Annotated in this window: 13 protein-coding genes and 1 pseudogene; 1 reads left to right on the plus strand and 13 read right to left on the minus strand. The window is 59.1% G+C overall.

All coding sequences use genetic code 11. From position 1 onward, the window contains the following. Positions 1 to 4: 4 nt before the first annotated feature. The 11 genes and pseudogenes from nuoK to ndhC all read right to left on the minus strand — a co-directional run bounded on the left by nuoK (position 5) and on the right by ndhC (position 9,216). Entirely contained in the window at positions 5 to 298 is a 294-nt protein-coding gene (gene nuoK, locus OSA81_06490) for an NADH-quinone oxidoreductase subunit NuoK (protein MDE0898646.1), read from the minus strand. Beyond that, entirely contained in the window at positions 298 to 807 is a 510-nt protein-coding gene (locus tag OSA81_06495) for an NADH-quinone oxidoreductase subunit J (protein MDE0898647.1), read from the minus strand. The genes nuoK and OSA81_06495 overlap by 1 nt, the downstream gene beginning before the upstream one ends. 9 nt (positions 808 to 816) lie before the next feature. After that, on the minus strand, positions 817 to 1,317 hold the full coding sequence (locus OSA81_06500; GenBank protein MDE0898648.1) for an NADH-quinone oxidoreductase subunit I: 501 nt from the start codon (positions 1,315 to 1,317) through the stop codon (positions 817 to 819). 4 nt (positions 1,318 to 1,321) lie between these two features. After that, positions 1,322 to 2,641, minus strand: coding sequence for an NADH-quinone oxidoreductase subunit NuoH (gene nuoH, locus OSA81_06505; GenBank protein ID MDE0898649.1), 1,320 nt, complete (start codon positions 2,639 to 2,641; stop codon positions 1,322 to 1,324). 5 nt (positions 2,642 to 2,646) lie between these two features. Further along, positions 2,647 to 4,233 (minus strand): 2Fe-2S iron-sulfur cluster-binding protein, encoded by a 1,587-nt coding sequence (locus OSA81_06510; protein MDE0898650.1) that lies wholly within the window; start codon positions 4,231 to 4,233, stop codon positions 2,647 to 2,649. 8 nt (positions 4,234 to 4,241) lie between these two features. Beyond that, the gene (gene nuoF / locus OSA81_06515) at positions 4,242 to 5,534 is read right to left on the minus strand and encodes an NADH-quinone oxidoreductase subunit NuoF (protein ID MDE0898651.1); all 1,293 of its coding nucleotides are present in this window, start codon (positions 5,532 to 5,534) and stop codon (positions 4,242 to 4,244) included. A 3-nt stretch (positions 5,535 to 5,537) separates the two neighbouring features. Next, positions 5,538 to 6,191, minus strand: a complete 654-nt coding sequence (locus OSA81_06520; GenBank protein MDE0898652.1) for an NAD(P)H-dependent oxidoreductase subunit E — start codon at positions 6,189 to 6,191, stop codon at positions 5,538 to 5,540. Next, positions 6,188 to 7,468 (minus strand): NADH dehydrogenase (quinone) subunit D, encoded by a 1,281-nt coding sequence (nuoD, locus tag OSA81_06525; GenBank protein ID MDE0898653.1) that lies wholly within the window; start codon positions 7,466 to 7,468, stop codon positions 6,188 to 6,190. Before nuoD ends, OSA81_06520 begins: the two co-directional genes overlap by 4 nt. Beyond that, the gene (locus tag OSA81_06530) at positions 7,468 to 8,181 is read right to left on the minus strand and encodes an NADH-quinone oxidoreductase subunit C (protein MDE0898654.1); all 714 of its coding nucleotides are present in this window, start codon (positions 8,179 to 8,181) and stop codon (positions 7,468 to 7,470) included. Before OSA81_06530 ends, nuoD begins: the two co-directional genes overlap by 1 nt. 184 nt (positions 8,182 to 8,365) lie before the next feature. Beyond that, positions 8,366 to 8,791: pseudogene (locus OSA81_06535) on the minus strand (NADH-quinone oxidoreductase subunit B). Between the two features lie 68 nt (positions 8,792 to 8,859). Further along, complete coding sequence (gene ndhC, locus OSA81_06540) at positions 8,860 to 9,216, minus strand: NADH-quinone oxidoreductase subunit A (protein ID MDE0898655.1); 357 nt, start codon at positions 9,214 to 9,216, stop codon at positions 8,860 to 8,862. A 228-nt stretch (positions 9,217 to 9,444) separates the two neighbouring features. On the opposite strand from ndhC, the gene dcd reads away from it, so the two are divergent. Beyond that, entirely contained in the window at positions 9,445 to 9,999 is a 555-nt protein-coding gene (gene dcd / locus OSA81_06545; GenBank protein MDE0898656.1) for a dCTP deaminase, read from the plus strand. Between the two features lie 851 nt (positions 10,000 to 10,850). Here dcd and egtD read toward each other — a convergent pair. Beyond that, positions 10,851 to 11,819 (minus strand): L-histidine N(alpha)-methyltransferase, encoded by a 969-nt coding sequence (egtD, locus tag OSA81_06550; protein ID MDE0898657.1) that lies wholly within the window; start codon positions 11,817 to 11,819, stop codon positions 10,851 to 10,853. Further along, positions 11,806 to 13,131, minus strand: coding sequence for an ergothioneine biosynthesis protein EgtB (gene egtB / locus OSA81_06555; protein MDE0898658.1), 1,326 nt, complete (start codon positions 13,129 to 13,131; stop codon positions 11,806 to 11,808). Before egtB ends, egtD begins: the two co-directional genes overlap by 14 nt. Positions 13,132 to 13,162: the final 31 nt, after the last annotated feature.

Consider the following 13,162-nt stretch of genomic DNA (forward strand, 5'->3'; position numbering starts at 1 on the left):
CCGGTCACCATTTCAAGACGTTGAAGCTGTCCACATTCACCGTCTCATAGTGACGGAAAATCGAGATGATGATTGCGAGTCCGACCGCCGCCTCAGCAGCGGCCACCGTCATCACGAAAAACACAAAGATCTGGCCGTCGATGCCCCATACGCGCGAGAATGCGACGAAGCTCAAATTCACCGCGTTGAGCTGTAGCTCAATGCAGAGGAACATGATGATCGCGTTTCGGCGCACGAGGACACCAAAGGTCCCGATGACGAAAAGGATCGCGCTGAGTACGAGCGCCTCGGTGACCATCAGACGTCCCTCTTTGCGAGCACGAGTGCGCCCACGATGGCTACGAGCAACAGGATTCCCGTGATCTCGAATGGCACCACGTAGGTCGTGTAAAGTGTTTCAGCAATCGCACCTACGGCGCCATGTTCGGCGATCGCTGCGTCGATCGCGACTCCGCCGGAGCCCGCCGTCATACCGGCACCTCCGAGGCGGGTGGCCAGGATGCCGGCGATCCCGCCGATGATGCCGAACGAAAGTACGGCGAACGCCCCTCCCTTCAGGTCCTTCTGGTAGTCATGCCCGAGGTTCAGGAGCATGATCACAAACAGGAAGAGCACCATAATGGCGCCCGCGTATACGATAATTTGGATCGCGGCGAGGAAGTGGGCCTCGAGCAGGACGAACGTCGCAGCCATGGCCCCAAGCGTTGTCACCATGAAGAGGAGACTTCCCACAGGGCTTTTTGCCATCACGACGCCGATCGCGCCACCGATTGCGAGTCCCGCGAAGAGGTAGAACAGGAAGATCATGTCCGGCCGTTACTCCGAGTCGGGATCCGAGGGATCCCAGAGAAGTGTGGACGGGTGGTCTTGCTCCATGAGTCGATCCAGGTCGTAGACGAATCGGTCTCGCGTGTATTCGGCATTCTCGAAATGCTGGCCCACATGAATCGCTTCAACAGGGCACACTTCCTGGCACATGCCGCAAAAAATACAGCGAAATTCGTCGATCTCGTAGACGATCGGGTAACGATTCCCTTGGTCGTCTTCACCTCCGACGAGGCGGATGCAGTTTGCTGGGCATACCGTCGGGCACAGGCCACAAGCCACGCACTTTGGTCGACCGTCCGCATGGGTTTCCATGACGTGCGTGCCGCGCCATCGGGGGCTCAGGTCCGTCTGCTCCTCCGGGTACTGCTGTGTGATTTTGTTGGGATTGACCATGTGTTTAAAGGTCAACGCCATTCCGCTCAGCGCGGCTCGCAGATACGACGTTGTATCCGGGTCCGGCCGGTGCATCACTTTGACAGAAATCGTCATTTGATCAGTCTCCGGCAGTGGCTGGCTCAGGCTGCTTGGAGGCTTCTCGCGCCGCCATTGCCTGAGGAATCGTCTTGATCTCGACCAATTGAGCACGCTGAGCTGCCCCACCCGTGATTGTGCGACCACGGTCGAGGAAGAACATGAAAGCGAACGTGGCGGCGCCACTCACTGCGGTCAGCACCAGGCCGTAAGTGAAGCCATATGTCATACCCACTTCTTCAATGACCAGGATCGTCATTGCGACGAGCATGACGTAGGCGAGTGAGGTCGGCAGCATGACCTTCCAGCCCAACGCCATCACCTGGTCATAACGGAACCGAGGTAGCGTCCACCGAATCCAAATGTAGAGCAGCAGGAAGAGTCCTGTCTTCGCCGCGAAGCCTCCGAACGTCGCCAGTGTCTTCAGCAGACTGGGCTGTGCGAGGATCACGCTGCCGTCCGCTGCGAAGCCTCTGATGAGCTGCCCGTTGAGCCAAAACGCATCATCCCAGGTCCCGGGCAAGTCCCATCCGCCGAGAAACAGCGTCGCCATGAGGGCGGAAGCCGTCACCATGTGGCCGAACTCGGAGATCATGAAAGCCGAGAACTTCATGGCCGAGTACTCGGTGTGATAGCCTGTGACAAGCTCGGACTCCGCCTCTGGCATATCGAACGGAAGTCGGTTGGTCTCCGCAAACGCTGAGATCACGAACAGAATGAACGCGAATGAAAGCGGGAACGCGTACCACATTCCAAGCTGTTGTTGCTTCCAGATGATCTCGGTCAGGGTCACGTTCCCAGACATCATGAGGACTGCGATCAATGACAGACCGAGCGCGACTTCGTAGCTGACCATCTGGGCCGAAGCCCGCAGCCCGCCAAGGAACGCATACTTGTTGTTCGATGCCCACCCGCCCAGCACGACCCCATATACGGCGAGAGAGCTGAAGGCCAGCACGTAGAGGATGCCGATGGGAACGTCCGCGATGACCATGTCGACCACACCCCATGGCGTTGGCAACGGAGCGGCGATCGGAATGACCGCGAAGGTCATCAGCGAAGGGACCAGCACTAGAATTGGTGCGAGCACGAAGAAAAAACGCGAGGCCGTAGCCGGCAGCGTTTCCTCCTTGAGGATGTTCTTCACGCCGTCCGCGAGCGGCTGAAGAAGCCCGAACGGACCGACACGGTTCGGTCCGCGGCGATCCTGGATAAAGGCCGAGACTCGTCGCTCGGCAAGCGTCGCGTACGCCACCACCACAATCACGAGACCAAAAATGGTAGTGTTCTTCAGCACCATGGCGATGATCGCCGGCAGGCCCTCGATCGGTTGCAAGCCCATACCCCTCAGTCTCCCGTCAAGGAAACGGATTCGTTGATGACGGCCCCGCGGGACCCAACATCGTCGTAGCTGATGCCGCTAAATGCGGGCACCTGCTTTCCGACAGAAGCGAACGCGTCAGCCGCGCAGCGGAAGATGTCCCCACTGGACCGCTCAGCGCTCAACGCTCCGAGAATGAGCCACGCCGGGCGTGACATGCCGGGGGCCTGAAGCGCGCCGTCAAAGTGCTGCACCCGGCCCTCAAAGTTCGTGAAGGTGCCTTCCGATTCAGCGTGGCTCGTCACGGGAAGAACGTAGTCCGCGTTCGACGCTGCAGGGCTGTCATGGGTTCCGAGGTAAATATAGAGGCCAGCGTTCTCACCGAAGTCCACCGGCTGATCCGGTAGTGAATCGCCGAGAACGATGACGATGCCGTCATGCCCGGCGACCGACTCGAGCCCTCCGGATGCGTCATCCGCACCAACCCTTGTCATGTTCATGAGGTCGGCCGCGGTAGCGTTCGGCGAGAGGTCCTTCCGTCGCACCAACTGCGGGAAGCCCTTCAGCGGAACTTCATCTCCTGCTGCAGAAGAGCGATACACGATGTCACCCCCGCCAAGGGCGTCCACCACACTCGAGAGGGCGGCCAGGTCCTCGTTGGAGGAAAAGGGCGAGGCGACTGCCTTGACCGACACGTTGTCGAGGCCATCTACCCTGTCGAGGAGGCCCTTGAGGGCGTCCTTCCAACCTGATGCCTCCGATAAGGAATCGACTCGTGCGAGCGGCTCATCCAGTCGGTTGCCTTGATTCATCCATTCATAGTTGTGGCGCCCGTAATCGCAAATCCACCAGGCGTTTACGTCAAGGTTCTCACGTGGCTTGATTCGCTGAACCAGGTTGTCTCGGGAATGCAGGTCGATGTTGCAACCTTGCGAGCAGCTCGTGCAGACCGACGGAGTGTGCGTCAGGTCCCATGCCCGGGCTTTGTGCAAAAAGTCTTTGGAGACCAGCGCGCCGACCGGGCAAATGTCGACGATGTTGCCGTGCCAGTTCGTGCCTTCGAGTCCCTCGTCAAAGAACGTGTCGATCACCGAGCGATTGCCTCGCTCAACCACCGTCAGTCGATGGTCTTGCTCGACCTCACTCATGAAGCGGACACAGCGCGTGCACATCACGCATCGGTCACCGTAGAACAGGATATCCCCACCGAAATCGTCGCGGCCGAAAACCCGCTTGGGTTCGCGCCCACGTCCGTGCTCACGACCCTCTGCGTGGACGTAATCCTGAAGATCGCACTCGCCCGACATGTCGCAGATCGGGCAATCGAGCGGGTGATTGACGAGGTAGAACTCGAGCACGCCCTGGCGGTTGCTCTTCGCCTGCTCGGACTGAGTGTTGACGACCTGACCGTCCATGACGGTGGTGACACACCCCGGCATCGGCTTCGGCGCACCCTCCACCTCTACCAGGCAGAGGCGGCACATCGCCGGAGAGGACATCCCGGGATGGTAGCAGTAATGGGGCACCTCCGACCCGATCGTCTTGGCGGCTTCGAGAATCGTGGTTCCCCGCGGAACCGAGACCTCGTGGCCATCGATCGTGAGATTGACCATCGCGGCCATCACGCAGCCCCCACTCTTTCACCGCGACGGATCAACGACAGGTACTCATCTCTGAATTTCTCGATGGACGATTGTACTGGAGCCGCGACGGAGTCACTAAGCACACAAATCGTGGTTCCGACCATCTGTTGCGTCATCTGCATGAGCGTATCTAGATCGCCCTCGGTGCCACGGCCATCCTCGATGCGCCGAAGAATCTGGGCAGTCCAAGCCGAACCTTCGCGACACGGTGTGCACTGGCCGCATGACTCATGTGCATAGAAGTCGACCATGCGTCGAACCTGCTTCACGATGTCGGCGGTCTCGTCCATCACGATGACGGAGGCGCAGCCGAGCATCGTGCCGACTTCGACACAGCCTTCGTAGTCGAGCGTGCACCGACCAGCTTCTTCGGCATTGATGATCGGGACTGAAGATCCCCCGGGAATCACCGCTTTGAGCGCATTGCCATCGCGCATCCCACCACACACTTCCTCGATCAATTTCATGAGCGGGAAGCCGAGGGGGAGCTCGTAATTGCCGGGCTTGTTCACGTGTCCGCTAACGCAGAAAAGCTTTGTACCAGGGCTCTTTTCTGTGCCGTACTGACGATACCACGCGCCGCCATTCGTCACGATGTGCGGTATCGCACAAAGGGTTTCGACGTTGTTGATGGTCGATGGCATGCCAAAGGCGCCCACAGCAGCCGGAAACGGTGGCTTCACGCGAGGCTCCCCACGGCGGCCTTCGAGTGAGTTCATTAGACCGGTCTCTTCACCGCAAATATAGGCACCAGCCCCCTGATGCACCGTGAGGTCGAGGTCATTACCCGAGCCCATGATGTCCTTGCCGAGGTACCCCTTGGCGTAGGCGTCCTCTACCGCTCGGGCTAGTACCTGATTGGCTTCGAAGAACTCGCCTCTGCAGTAGATATAGACATGCTGCGCTCCAATCGCGTAGGCGCCGATGAGGCACCCCTCGATGAGCTGGTGCGGATCCCACCGCATGAGCTCGCGATCCTTGAATGTGCCAGGCTCGGACTCATCTGCGTTGCAAAGCAGATAGTGTGGCCTTCCCGACTCCTTTGGCATGAACGACCACTTCACACCCGTCGGGAAGCCAGCTCCACCTCGGCCGCGCAGGCCCGATTCCTTCACCGTGTTCACCACGCCCTCCGAGCCCAATTCGAACGCCTTCTTCAGGGCCTGGTATCCGCCTCGCTCGACATAGGTGTCGATGCGACGCTGCATCGGGTCACCGAAGTACTTGCTGAGTACTTGGACTTCATGCTCGGAAACGTATGGGTAGGCCATCGACTACTCCCCCTGTCCCTTGAGGTGCTCACAAATCTTAGGCACCTCGGTACGGGTCACGTTCTCGAAATATCGCGAGTTGATCTGTACGCAGGTCGGATAGCCGCACGCTGCCAGGCATTCGGCCTCAATGACGGTGAACTCACCGTCTTCAGATGTCTCGCCCAATTCGGTATCGGTGTAGCGGAGGAACGCCTCTACGACCTCGTCGGCACCCGCCAGATTGCAGGAGATATTCGTGCAGACCTGAACGAGGTGTCGGCCCACAGGGCGCTTGTTGTACATCGTGTAGAACGTGGCCACCCCTCGTACATACGCCGGTGACAGTTCCAGTAGCTCCGCGACACGATCCATGGACTCGGGGCTAACATGCCCCCGCAGCTCCTGCGCCAAACCGAGCGCTGGCAAAAGAGCAGCCTGTTTGGTGGGATAGCGCGTAAGGATTTTCTCGAATCGCTCCTGATACTCACCCTCGAAAAGCGGTGCTTCCGGCTGCTTGTCTGCGAGCATGTATGGAAGGGTTCCCGCACCTGACGCATGTCCTCCGTGGGCGGGTCGATTTCCGACAAAGTCATCACCGCGGACCTGGTCTTCCGTGAGGTCGAATTCACCGGTGTTTCCGGCCCAGCCCGGGTTCTTGAAGGGGATATCGCTCATCTGTCGATCTCACCCAAGACGATGTCGAGACTGGCGTTGATCATGATTAGGTCAGACAAGAGGTGCCCTGTCGCGAGTTTCGGGATCACCGAAAGGTTCACGAATGACGGCGGACGAACGCGCCACCGCACTGGCTTTGTGCTCCCCTCTTCCGCAACCACGTACATGCCGAGCTCGCCCTTGGATGCCTCGATTGCCATATAGCAGTCACCCTCGGGGGCAGGAATGCCCTCGGTGATCAACTTGAAGTGATGAATCATGCTCTCCATGTCGGACATCGCATCCGTCTTGGAAGGCAGAGAGATGTTCGGGTCTTCCACGTTGATCGGCCCATCGGGCAAACGCTTCATTGCCTGACGCAGGAGACCCACGGACTGTGTCATCTCCTCCATCCGGCACAGGTAGCGATCATAGCAATCGCCGTGCTCACCGATCGGGACTTCGAAATCGTAGGTTTCGTAGTCGTAGTAAGGGCGATCCTTGCGAACATCGTAGGCCACGCCAGCGGCACGCAGATTCGGGCCTGTGAAGCCGTAGTTGATGGCGTCAGCGGCAGAAATCGATCCGATGCCTTGCGTTCGCCCGATATGGATCTGGTTCCCGGTAAGAAGGCGGTGCACCTCACCCAGGGTTTTAGGGAACTCATCCAGAAATTCGACGAGCTGATCAAGCCAGCCCTTCGGGAGATCAGCCATCATACCACCAACACGCGTTGCGGATGTGGTAATCCGGGCACCAGTTAGCGCCTCATGTAGCTGGTAGATCTTCTCGCGCTGCTGGAACGAATACAGGAAGGGGGTGAACGCGCCCACATCAATCGCAGTGGTCCCGAGCCAGAGGAGGTGCCCGAAGATTCGGTCCAGCTCCATGAGGATGACTCGGACGACCTTGCAGCGCTCCGTGACCTCAATGCCCATGAGCTTCTCGACGGACATGACGTACGCGCAGTTGTAGATCAGCGGCGCGAGGTAGTCCATCCGGTCAGTGAGCGGGACAATCTGGTTCCAAGTCCGGTACTCGCCGAGCTTCTCGAACGATGAGTGCAGGTAGCCGATGTGTGGTACGATCTCGGTTACGGTCTCACCATCAAGCTCGCACACGAGACGAAGTACACCGTGCGTCGCAGGGTGTTGTGGCCCGAGGTTAATGAGCATGCGCTCCGTTCCAATATCGGGCTCCGGGATGTCGAAGGGCGCGAGCGGACTCGGAGTCCCTGCCCCACCCACACCCATCTCCCGACCCTGTCCGATATTGAACTCGACGGTGTTGCTGGACATCAGGTCTCTCCCCCGCCGGATTCACTGGGACTGATCGCTCCGCCGACTTCGGCGGCTGCTACTTCCTGGGGGGCACCACCACGAACGAGGTCCTCGGCGAGATAGAAGCGCTCTACATTCTGGTTCAGTGCCCGACGCGTCTGCTCGGCCCGAGAGAAGCGTCCGCGGAGCGGGAAGTCCTTCCGTAACGGATGGCCTTCCGCATAATCGTCCGGCATCAAGATTCGGCGATGGTCCGGGTGATTTCGGAAGGTTACCCCGAATAGGTCATAGACTTCTCGTTCAAGCCAGTTGGCGGCCTGCCAGAGGTCCACGACGGAATCGATCTCGAGGGCATCAAGCGGGAGTTCACACCGGATGCGCAGAGCGAGCTTATAAGTCGTCGAGTACATCTGGTAGACGACATTGATGGGACGGCCGTTCCCATAGTCGAGGCCCGTGACGTCGGACATCATGTCGTACAAGTGGTCCGGGTCATCCTTCAACCATTCGAGGATCTCGTGGCTGCGATCCGGCTTCATCCACACGACATACTGGTCACCAGCGTTCAGTCGATAGCGGACAATTTCATCCGGGTATCGGTCAAGAAGCGCCGCAAGCGTCGGGTGTTCGTCCGGTGACCCCGTAGACCCCTGGCCACCTCCACTGTCGGTGGACGATGAAACCGGGCCTTCCTCAACCGCGTCGAGCCCACTAATGCTGTCATCTGCCATGGTGTCAGGAGAGGAGGTCGTCGGGGACGGTGTCGGGAGCCACGATGATGCCCCCGGTCAACTGGTCCTGCTGCGTCGAATTTCCAAACGGACCCGTGAGGCCTACGACCTCGGCCGCACTGGCGCGAGGCAGGGCAACGAGCGCTGGGTCTTCGGCGCGATGCTCGAAGTGCTTGGAAAGGCTCTCCTCCCGGATCTTCTCCTGAATCATCATCAGACCGTAGATGAGTCCTTCAGGACGCGGCGGACAGCCCGGGATGTAGACATCCACGGGAATGATAGTGTCGATTCCCTGCACCATGGAGTAGACGTCGAAGACACCGCCCGAACTGGCGCAGGCACCCATCGAAATCGACCATTTGGGCTGCGGCATTTGGTCCCAGATGCGGCGAAGGACCGGCGCGAGCTTGTAAGGGACCCGTCCAGCGCAAATCAGGACGTCCGCCTGGCGTGGGCTGAAGGACATCCGCTCCATACCAAAACGGGCGAGATCGTAGTTGGAAGCCGCCGACGCCATCATTTCAATGGCACAGCACGCAGTGCCGAAGGGCATCGGCCAGAGCGAGTTCATTCTGCCCCAGTTGATGAGTGCGTCGACCTTGCTGGTGAAGAATGTCGGAGTCTCCGCTCCAAATCCTCCGGTCGTGGCAGAAACACCACCTCCGGGAAGAATGTCACCTAGTCCCACTCGAGACCTCCTTTCTTCCACTCATACACGAGTCCGATCGCCAGAACGGCGACGAACATGGTCATCGACAAGAAGGCACTCCAGCCCAGCTCCCGCATGTGGACCGCCCAAGGGATCAGGAAGATCGTCTCCAAGTCAAAGACGATGAAGCTGATCGCCACCATATAGAACTTCACGGAGAAACGCGCTCGGGTACTCCCGAGCGGGATCATGCCCGATTCGTAGGGCATCAGCTTCTGTGGTGTGTCACGACGCGGGTTGAAAATGTGCGAAGTGACGACCATACCCAACGCGTTCACTATGGAGACGCAGAAGAGTACGAGTAGGGGGAGATAGGCTCCCGACATGTGGGCCGCTGGGGTTTGTGAAATATTTCACGAGCTATGCTGACCGCCGAAAAGGTACCCGACGCGCGGATGGAGTGTCAACCGCAGGAAGTGAGTATTTTCATAGGATTTCGCCGGTTTGACCGACCTTCCCAGTCTCGCCTATCTTGCCCCCCCCGCGGGATCCGGAATTCGGTTTCCAACACTTCGGTCCGCGTCCCTGCAAACCCGCCCGGAGAACAGCAGTCGATGTCGATCAAGAGTGACAAGTGGATACGCCGAATGTGCGAAGAGCAGCAGATGATCGAGCCCTTCGAGACCGGCCAAGTCCGGGACGGCAAGATTTCGTACGGCATCTCTTCGTATGGTTACGACATCCGGGTTTCGCCTGAGTTCAAGGTGTTCACCAACGTCCACAACACCGTTGTCGATCCGAAGCATTTCGACGACCGCTCCTTTGTGGACATCGTGGGCCCTGAGTGCATCATCCCTCCAAATTCCTTTGCGCTTGCCCGCACCGAAGAGTATTTCCGGATTCCGCGAGATGTCCTGGTCCTGTGTGTCGGAAAGTCGACCTATGCCCGATGCGGGCTGATCGTGAACGTCACGCCGCTGGAGCCGACGTGGGAGGGCTACCTCACACTCGAGATCTCGAACACGACCCCCCTGCCGGCGAAGGTCTACGGGGGTGAGGGTATTGCTCAATTGCTCTTCTTCCAAGGAGACGAAGAGCCGGAAATCGCTTACGCTGACAGGAAAGGCAAATACATGAACCAGGTCGGGGTCACACTTCCCAAGATGTAGGTTGGCCGTAAACCCCGATCGTCACAATCGTACGGTGTCGGTGACGCTCCATCTCCCCCGTGAGCACGCGATGCGACGCTTCAGGATTCCGATCCTTTGGGCTGCAGGCATTTCCTGTCCGTCGGCAATCCCGGGTGCGGCGTAGTCGGAGGCCGGACTCCTGCCGAGCACGCAGGATCACCTCATTCAACTATTCGCGAAGATGGAGCGTCGACAGGCCAGCCAGTTGCTGACTCCGCTCTACTTCGTCGGGAACGGCCGGTTCGATTCCCTCGGGACGAGTTATGTCGAGGTGATGAAAAAGGAGACGACGTGCCCGCTCGGCCTGGCAGACATCCGATCTGTGTCGGGCCCCTCACAGCACTAGGTTCCAGGGAGCTATTTCGGGAGGTGCCACCGGGATCCTGATCGGTGGAGTGACGGGGTTGATGGTGGCGATCGCAGGTTTCGTTATCGGCCGCTACTCCGTCTACTGGAAATCGTGTGTTCCCTGAGCTTTAGCCTCGCGGACTCAAATTCCGAGGAGGCTCGAATATCCTCCGACGAAGGGCTAGCTAAGCAGGTCCAGGAAGAATTGGTTGGGAGCCCCGACCTCACCGAGGAGAAGATGGTCGCCGGAATTTGAAGGACCGGGACGGTAAGGGCTTCACAGTCACCCCGCAGATGCTCAATCGAGGAGAGGTGGTGGGTTCAGGACTACGGAATCGACCAGACCTGATGCAATGGCCTGCTGGATGCTGCAGAACTCGGGGTTGCGTGCTTTTACAAGTCCGTCCCTGTCCGATTCCTAGGGCGGATATGTCCCTGTCGTGATCTCGTTCCAAATCACATCTCGTCATTCTAGGCAAGCGTCACTCTGTCGACATACCAAAAATCAAAACGTAGTAACCGTCGGAATCTTCGATCCATCGATCGACCATGAGCCCAGAGCGGGCAAAAAGTGCGTCGATTGTCGGGCGATCATACTTGCAGCTGATCTCGGTGCGGATCGCCTCACCCTCCGCTAGGTGGACCGAGTCTCCGGCTTGGAACCGAATAGTCTGCTCGGACGTCGCGGCTAGGGATGTCTCGATGCGGCCGGCTTCTGCGTTGTAGCATGATCGGTGTCGAAACGCTGAGGGGTCGAAATCACATCCGAACGCGTTGTTGAGGACCGAGAGGAGGTTCAGGCTGAATGCCGCGGTGACGCCCCCTGCGTCGTTGTACGCGAGCTCGATGCGCTCCGCGCTTTTTCCTTCCCCTGGTCGCAGGTCGACACCGAGGAGGAATCGATCCTCTTTTCGAAGAAGGGCAGCGACGCGCTGTAGCAGTTGACACGCCGGGCCTTCTTCAAAGTTGCCAAGAGTGCTTCCCAGAATGGCGACCCAAGTCGGACCGGTTAACCCCGCCGGCAGCCCCAGAGGCTCCGTGATGTCCGCGACGAGGGGGAGAATCTCTAGTGACGGATACTCCTGCTCAAGCGCAGCTGCCGTTGCAGTCAAAAAGTCGGCGGAGACGTCGACCGGTACGTAGGCACGGCCACAACCGTTGTCGACCATCGCATCCAGCGCGACCCTCGACTTCTCTGAACTTCCTGCACCCAACTCCACGAGCGAGGCGGGCCGCAGCTCCTTGACCAGTTCAGGCATCCACTTCTCAAGGAGTGCCCGCTCTGCCCGTGTCGGGTAGTACTCCTCAAGGCAGGTGATCTCCTCGAAAAGCTCTGATCCGCGTTCGTCGTAATGATACTTCGACGGAATGCTTTTGAGGGGTTCGCCCAGTCCGGCGAGTACCTCATGCAGATCGACCCCAACTCTGGAGCCTGAGTTATTTGTCGTCACGTGCGCACCTGAATCCATTGAAAATCTGCCTGCGAATGGGGTAATCCCAGTTCCTATAGGTGTTCCGTATAGCGCCAAAACGCGTTGCCCACGCGCCACCTCGAAGAACCTTGTATTCGTCTCCGAAAAATACCTCCGAGTACTCCGGGTATGGGAATGTCTCGTAGCCGGGCCAGGAACGAAAATCGCTGGACGTCCACTCCCAGACGTTGCCGAGCATGTCCCAACAGCCGAGAGCTGACTGACCCGATGGGTACGAGCCTACGGCAGTGGTCTCGAAGAGAAGTGCATCGAGGTTGGAGCGAGTCGGCGTCGGCGGATCGTCGCCCCACGGGTACACACGTGGTGTATCCGAGTCGGGATCCCAGCTGGCGGCAGTCTCCCACTCATACTCTGTCGGAAGTCTTCTCCCGGCCCATCGGGCATACGCCTGTGCTTCCCAATAGCAGACGTGCGATACGGGGCGGTCCATGTCGAGCTCGAGGGTCTGATCCATGAATCGTTCATGGACCTCCCCGTCCGATTCACTCCAGTACTTGGGGCCGATCAGCCCTGCGGCCTCTCGCCACGCCCAACCCTCGTTCGACCAGTGATCCGGATGGGTGTACCCCCCATCTCTAACGAACGCAGCATACTCACCATTCGTGACCGGGTGAACGTCGATCCAGAACGGAGGCATGTCCACGCGGTGGGCGGGTCGCTCGTTGTCGTAGGCCGCAGATCGGTCATCTGTACCCAGGATTACCGGTCCCCCAGGGAATCGGACCATCTCGCCGGCCGGCGGTGCGTCTGGCGCGACTCGTGGGGAGGTCAACTGCCGAGGAGGGAACCATTTTTCACCACGTTTCAACTGCAAGGTCTGGAGGATGGTCTCGTTGTGCTGGTACTCGTGCTGCAAGACCATACGATACACGAAGCCCCCTTCCAGGAGTCGGGTCCCGCCGGAGAGGTCGACACGATCCAGTTCCTCCAGGACGGCCCGTCGCACATCCCCGAGGTATCTCCGGGAATCCGTGAGCGAAGGAAGCGCGAGAGAACCCCGAGCAGCGCGAGGGTTCTCGAACGGGTTGTAGATACCACGGAGGCCCTCGGAACCCGTATCCGCACTCCTCAGATTCTCCCGAAGCCAGATGTCTTCGAAATGGCCGATGTGCCCAAGATCCCAAACGATCGGACTCATGAGGGGATCATGCTGCAAACGGAGGTCCTCGTCCGACAACGCCGCCGTCAGCAACAGCGTTCGCTCGCGGGCCTCGGTGAGTAGTGAGGAGATTTCGAAAACGGTCAGCGATCGACCGAGATGCACATCCATGACAGGCGGGCTGAGGGAATCAGGAAGCTAC

The sequence above is a fragment of the Longimicrobiales bacterium genome (genome assembly GCA_028823235.1).
In the GTDB taxonomy this organism is placed as follows: domain Bacteria; phylum Gemmatimonadota; class Gemmatimonadetes; order Longimicrobiales; family Gaopeijiaceae; genus UBA2589.

What these genes read in the sequence shown, in the direction of transcription:
- nuoK (MDE0898646.1), bottom strand. Translation starts at nt 298, where the DNA reads ATGGTCACCGAGGCGCTCGTACTCAGCGCGATCCTTTTCGTCATCGGG.
- OSA81_06495 (MDE0898647.1), bottom strand. Translation starts at nt 807, where the DNA reads ATGATCTTCCTGTTCTACCTCTTCGCGGGACTCGCAATCGGTGGCGCG.
- OSA81_06500 (MDE0898648.1), bottom strand. Translation starts at nt 1,317, where the DNA reads ATGACGATTTCTGTCAAAGTGATGCACCGGCCGGACCCGGATACAACG.
- nuoH (MDE0898649.1), bottom strand. Translation starts at nt 2,641, where the DNA reads ATGGGCTTGCAACCGATCGAGGGCCTGCCGGCGATCATCGCCATGGTG.
- OSA81_06510 (MDE0898650.1), bottom strand. Translation starts at nt 4,233, where the DNA reads ATGGTCAATCTCACGATCGATGGCCACGAGGTCTCGGTTCCGCGGGGA.
- nuoF (MDE0898651.1), bottom strand. Translation starts at nt 5,534, where the DNA reads ATGGCCTACCCATACGTTTCCGAGCATGAAGTCCAAGTACTCAGCAAG.
- OSA81_06520 (MDE0898652.1), bottom strand. Translation starts at nt 6,191, where the DNA reads ATGAGCGATATCCCCTTCAAGAACCCGGGCTGGGCCGGAAACACCGGT.
- nuoD (MDE0898653.1), bottom strand. Translation starts at nt 7,468, where the DNA reads ATGTCCAGCAACACCGTCGAGTTCAATATCGGACAGGGTCGGGAGATG.
- OSA81_06530 (MDE0898654.1), bottom strand. Translation starts at nt 8,181, where the DNA reads ATGGCAGATGACAGCATTAGTGGGCTCGACGCGGTTGAGGAAGGCCCG.
- ndhC (MDE0898655.1), bottom strand. Translation starts at nt 9,216, where the DNA reads ATGTCGGGAGCCTATCTCCCCCTACTCGTACTCTTCTGCGTCTCCATA.
- dcd (MDE0898656.1), top strand. Translation starts at nt 9,445, where the DNA reads ATGTCGATCAAGAGTGACAAGTGGATACGCCGAATGTGCGAAGAGCAG.
- egtB (MDE0898658.1), bottom strand. Translation starts at nt 13,131, where the DNA reads ATGGATGTGCATCTCGGTCGATCGCTGACCGTTTTCGAAATCTCCTCA.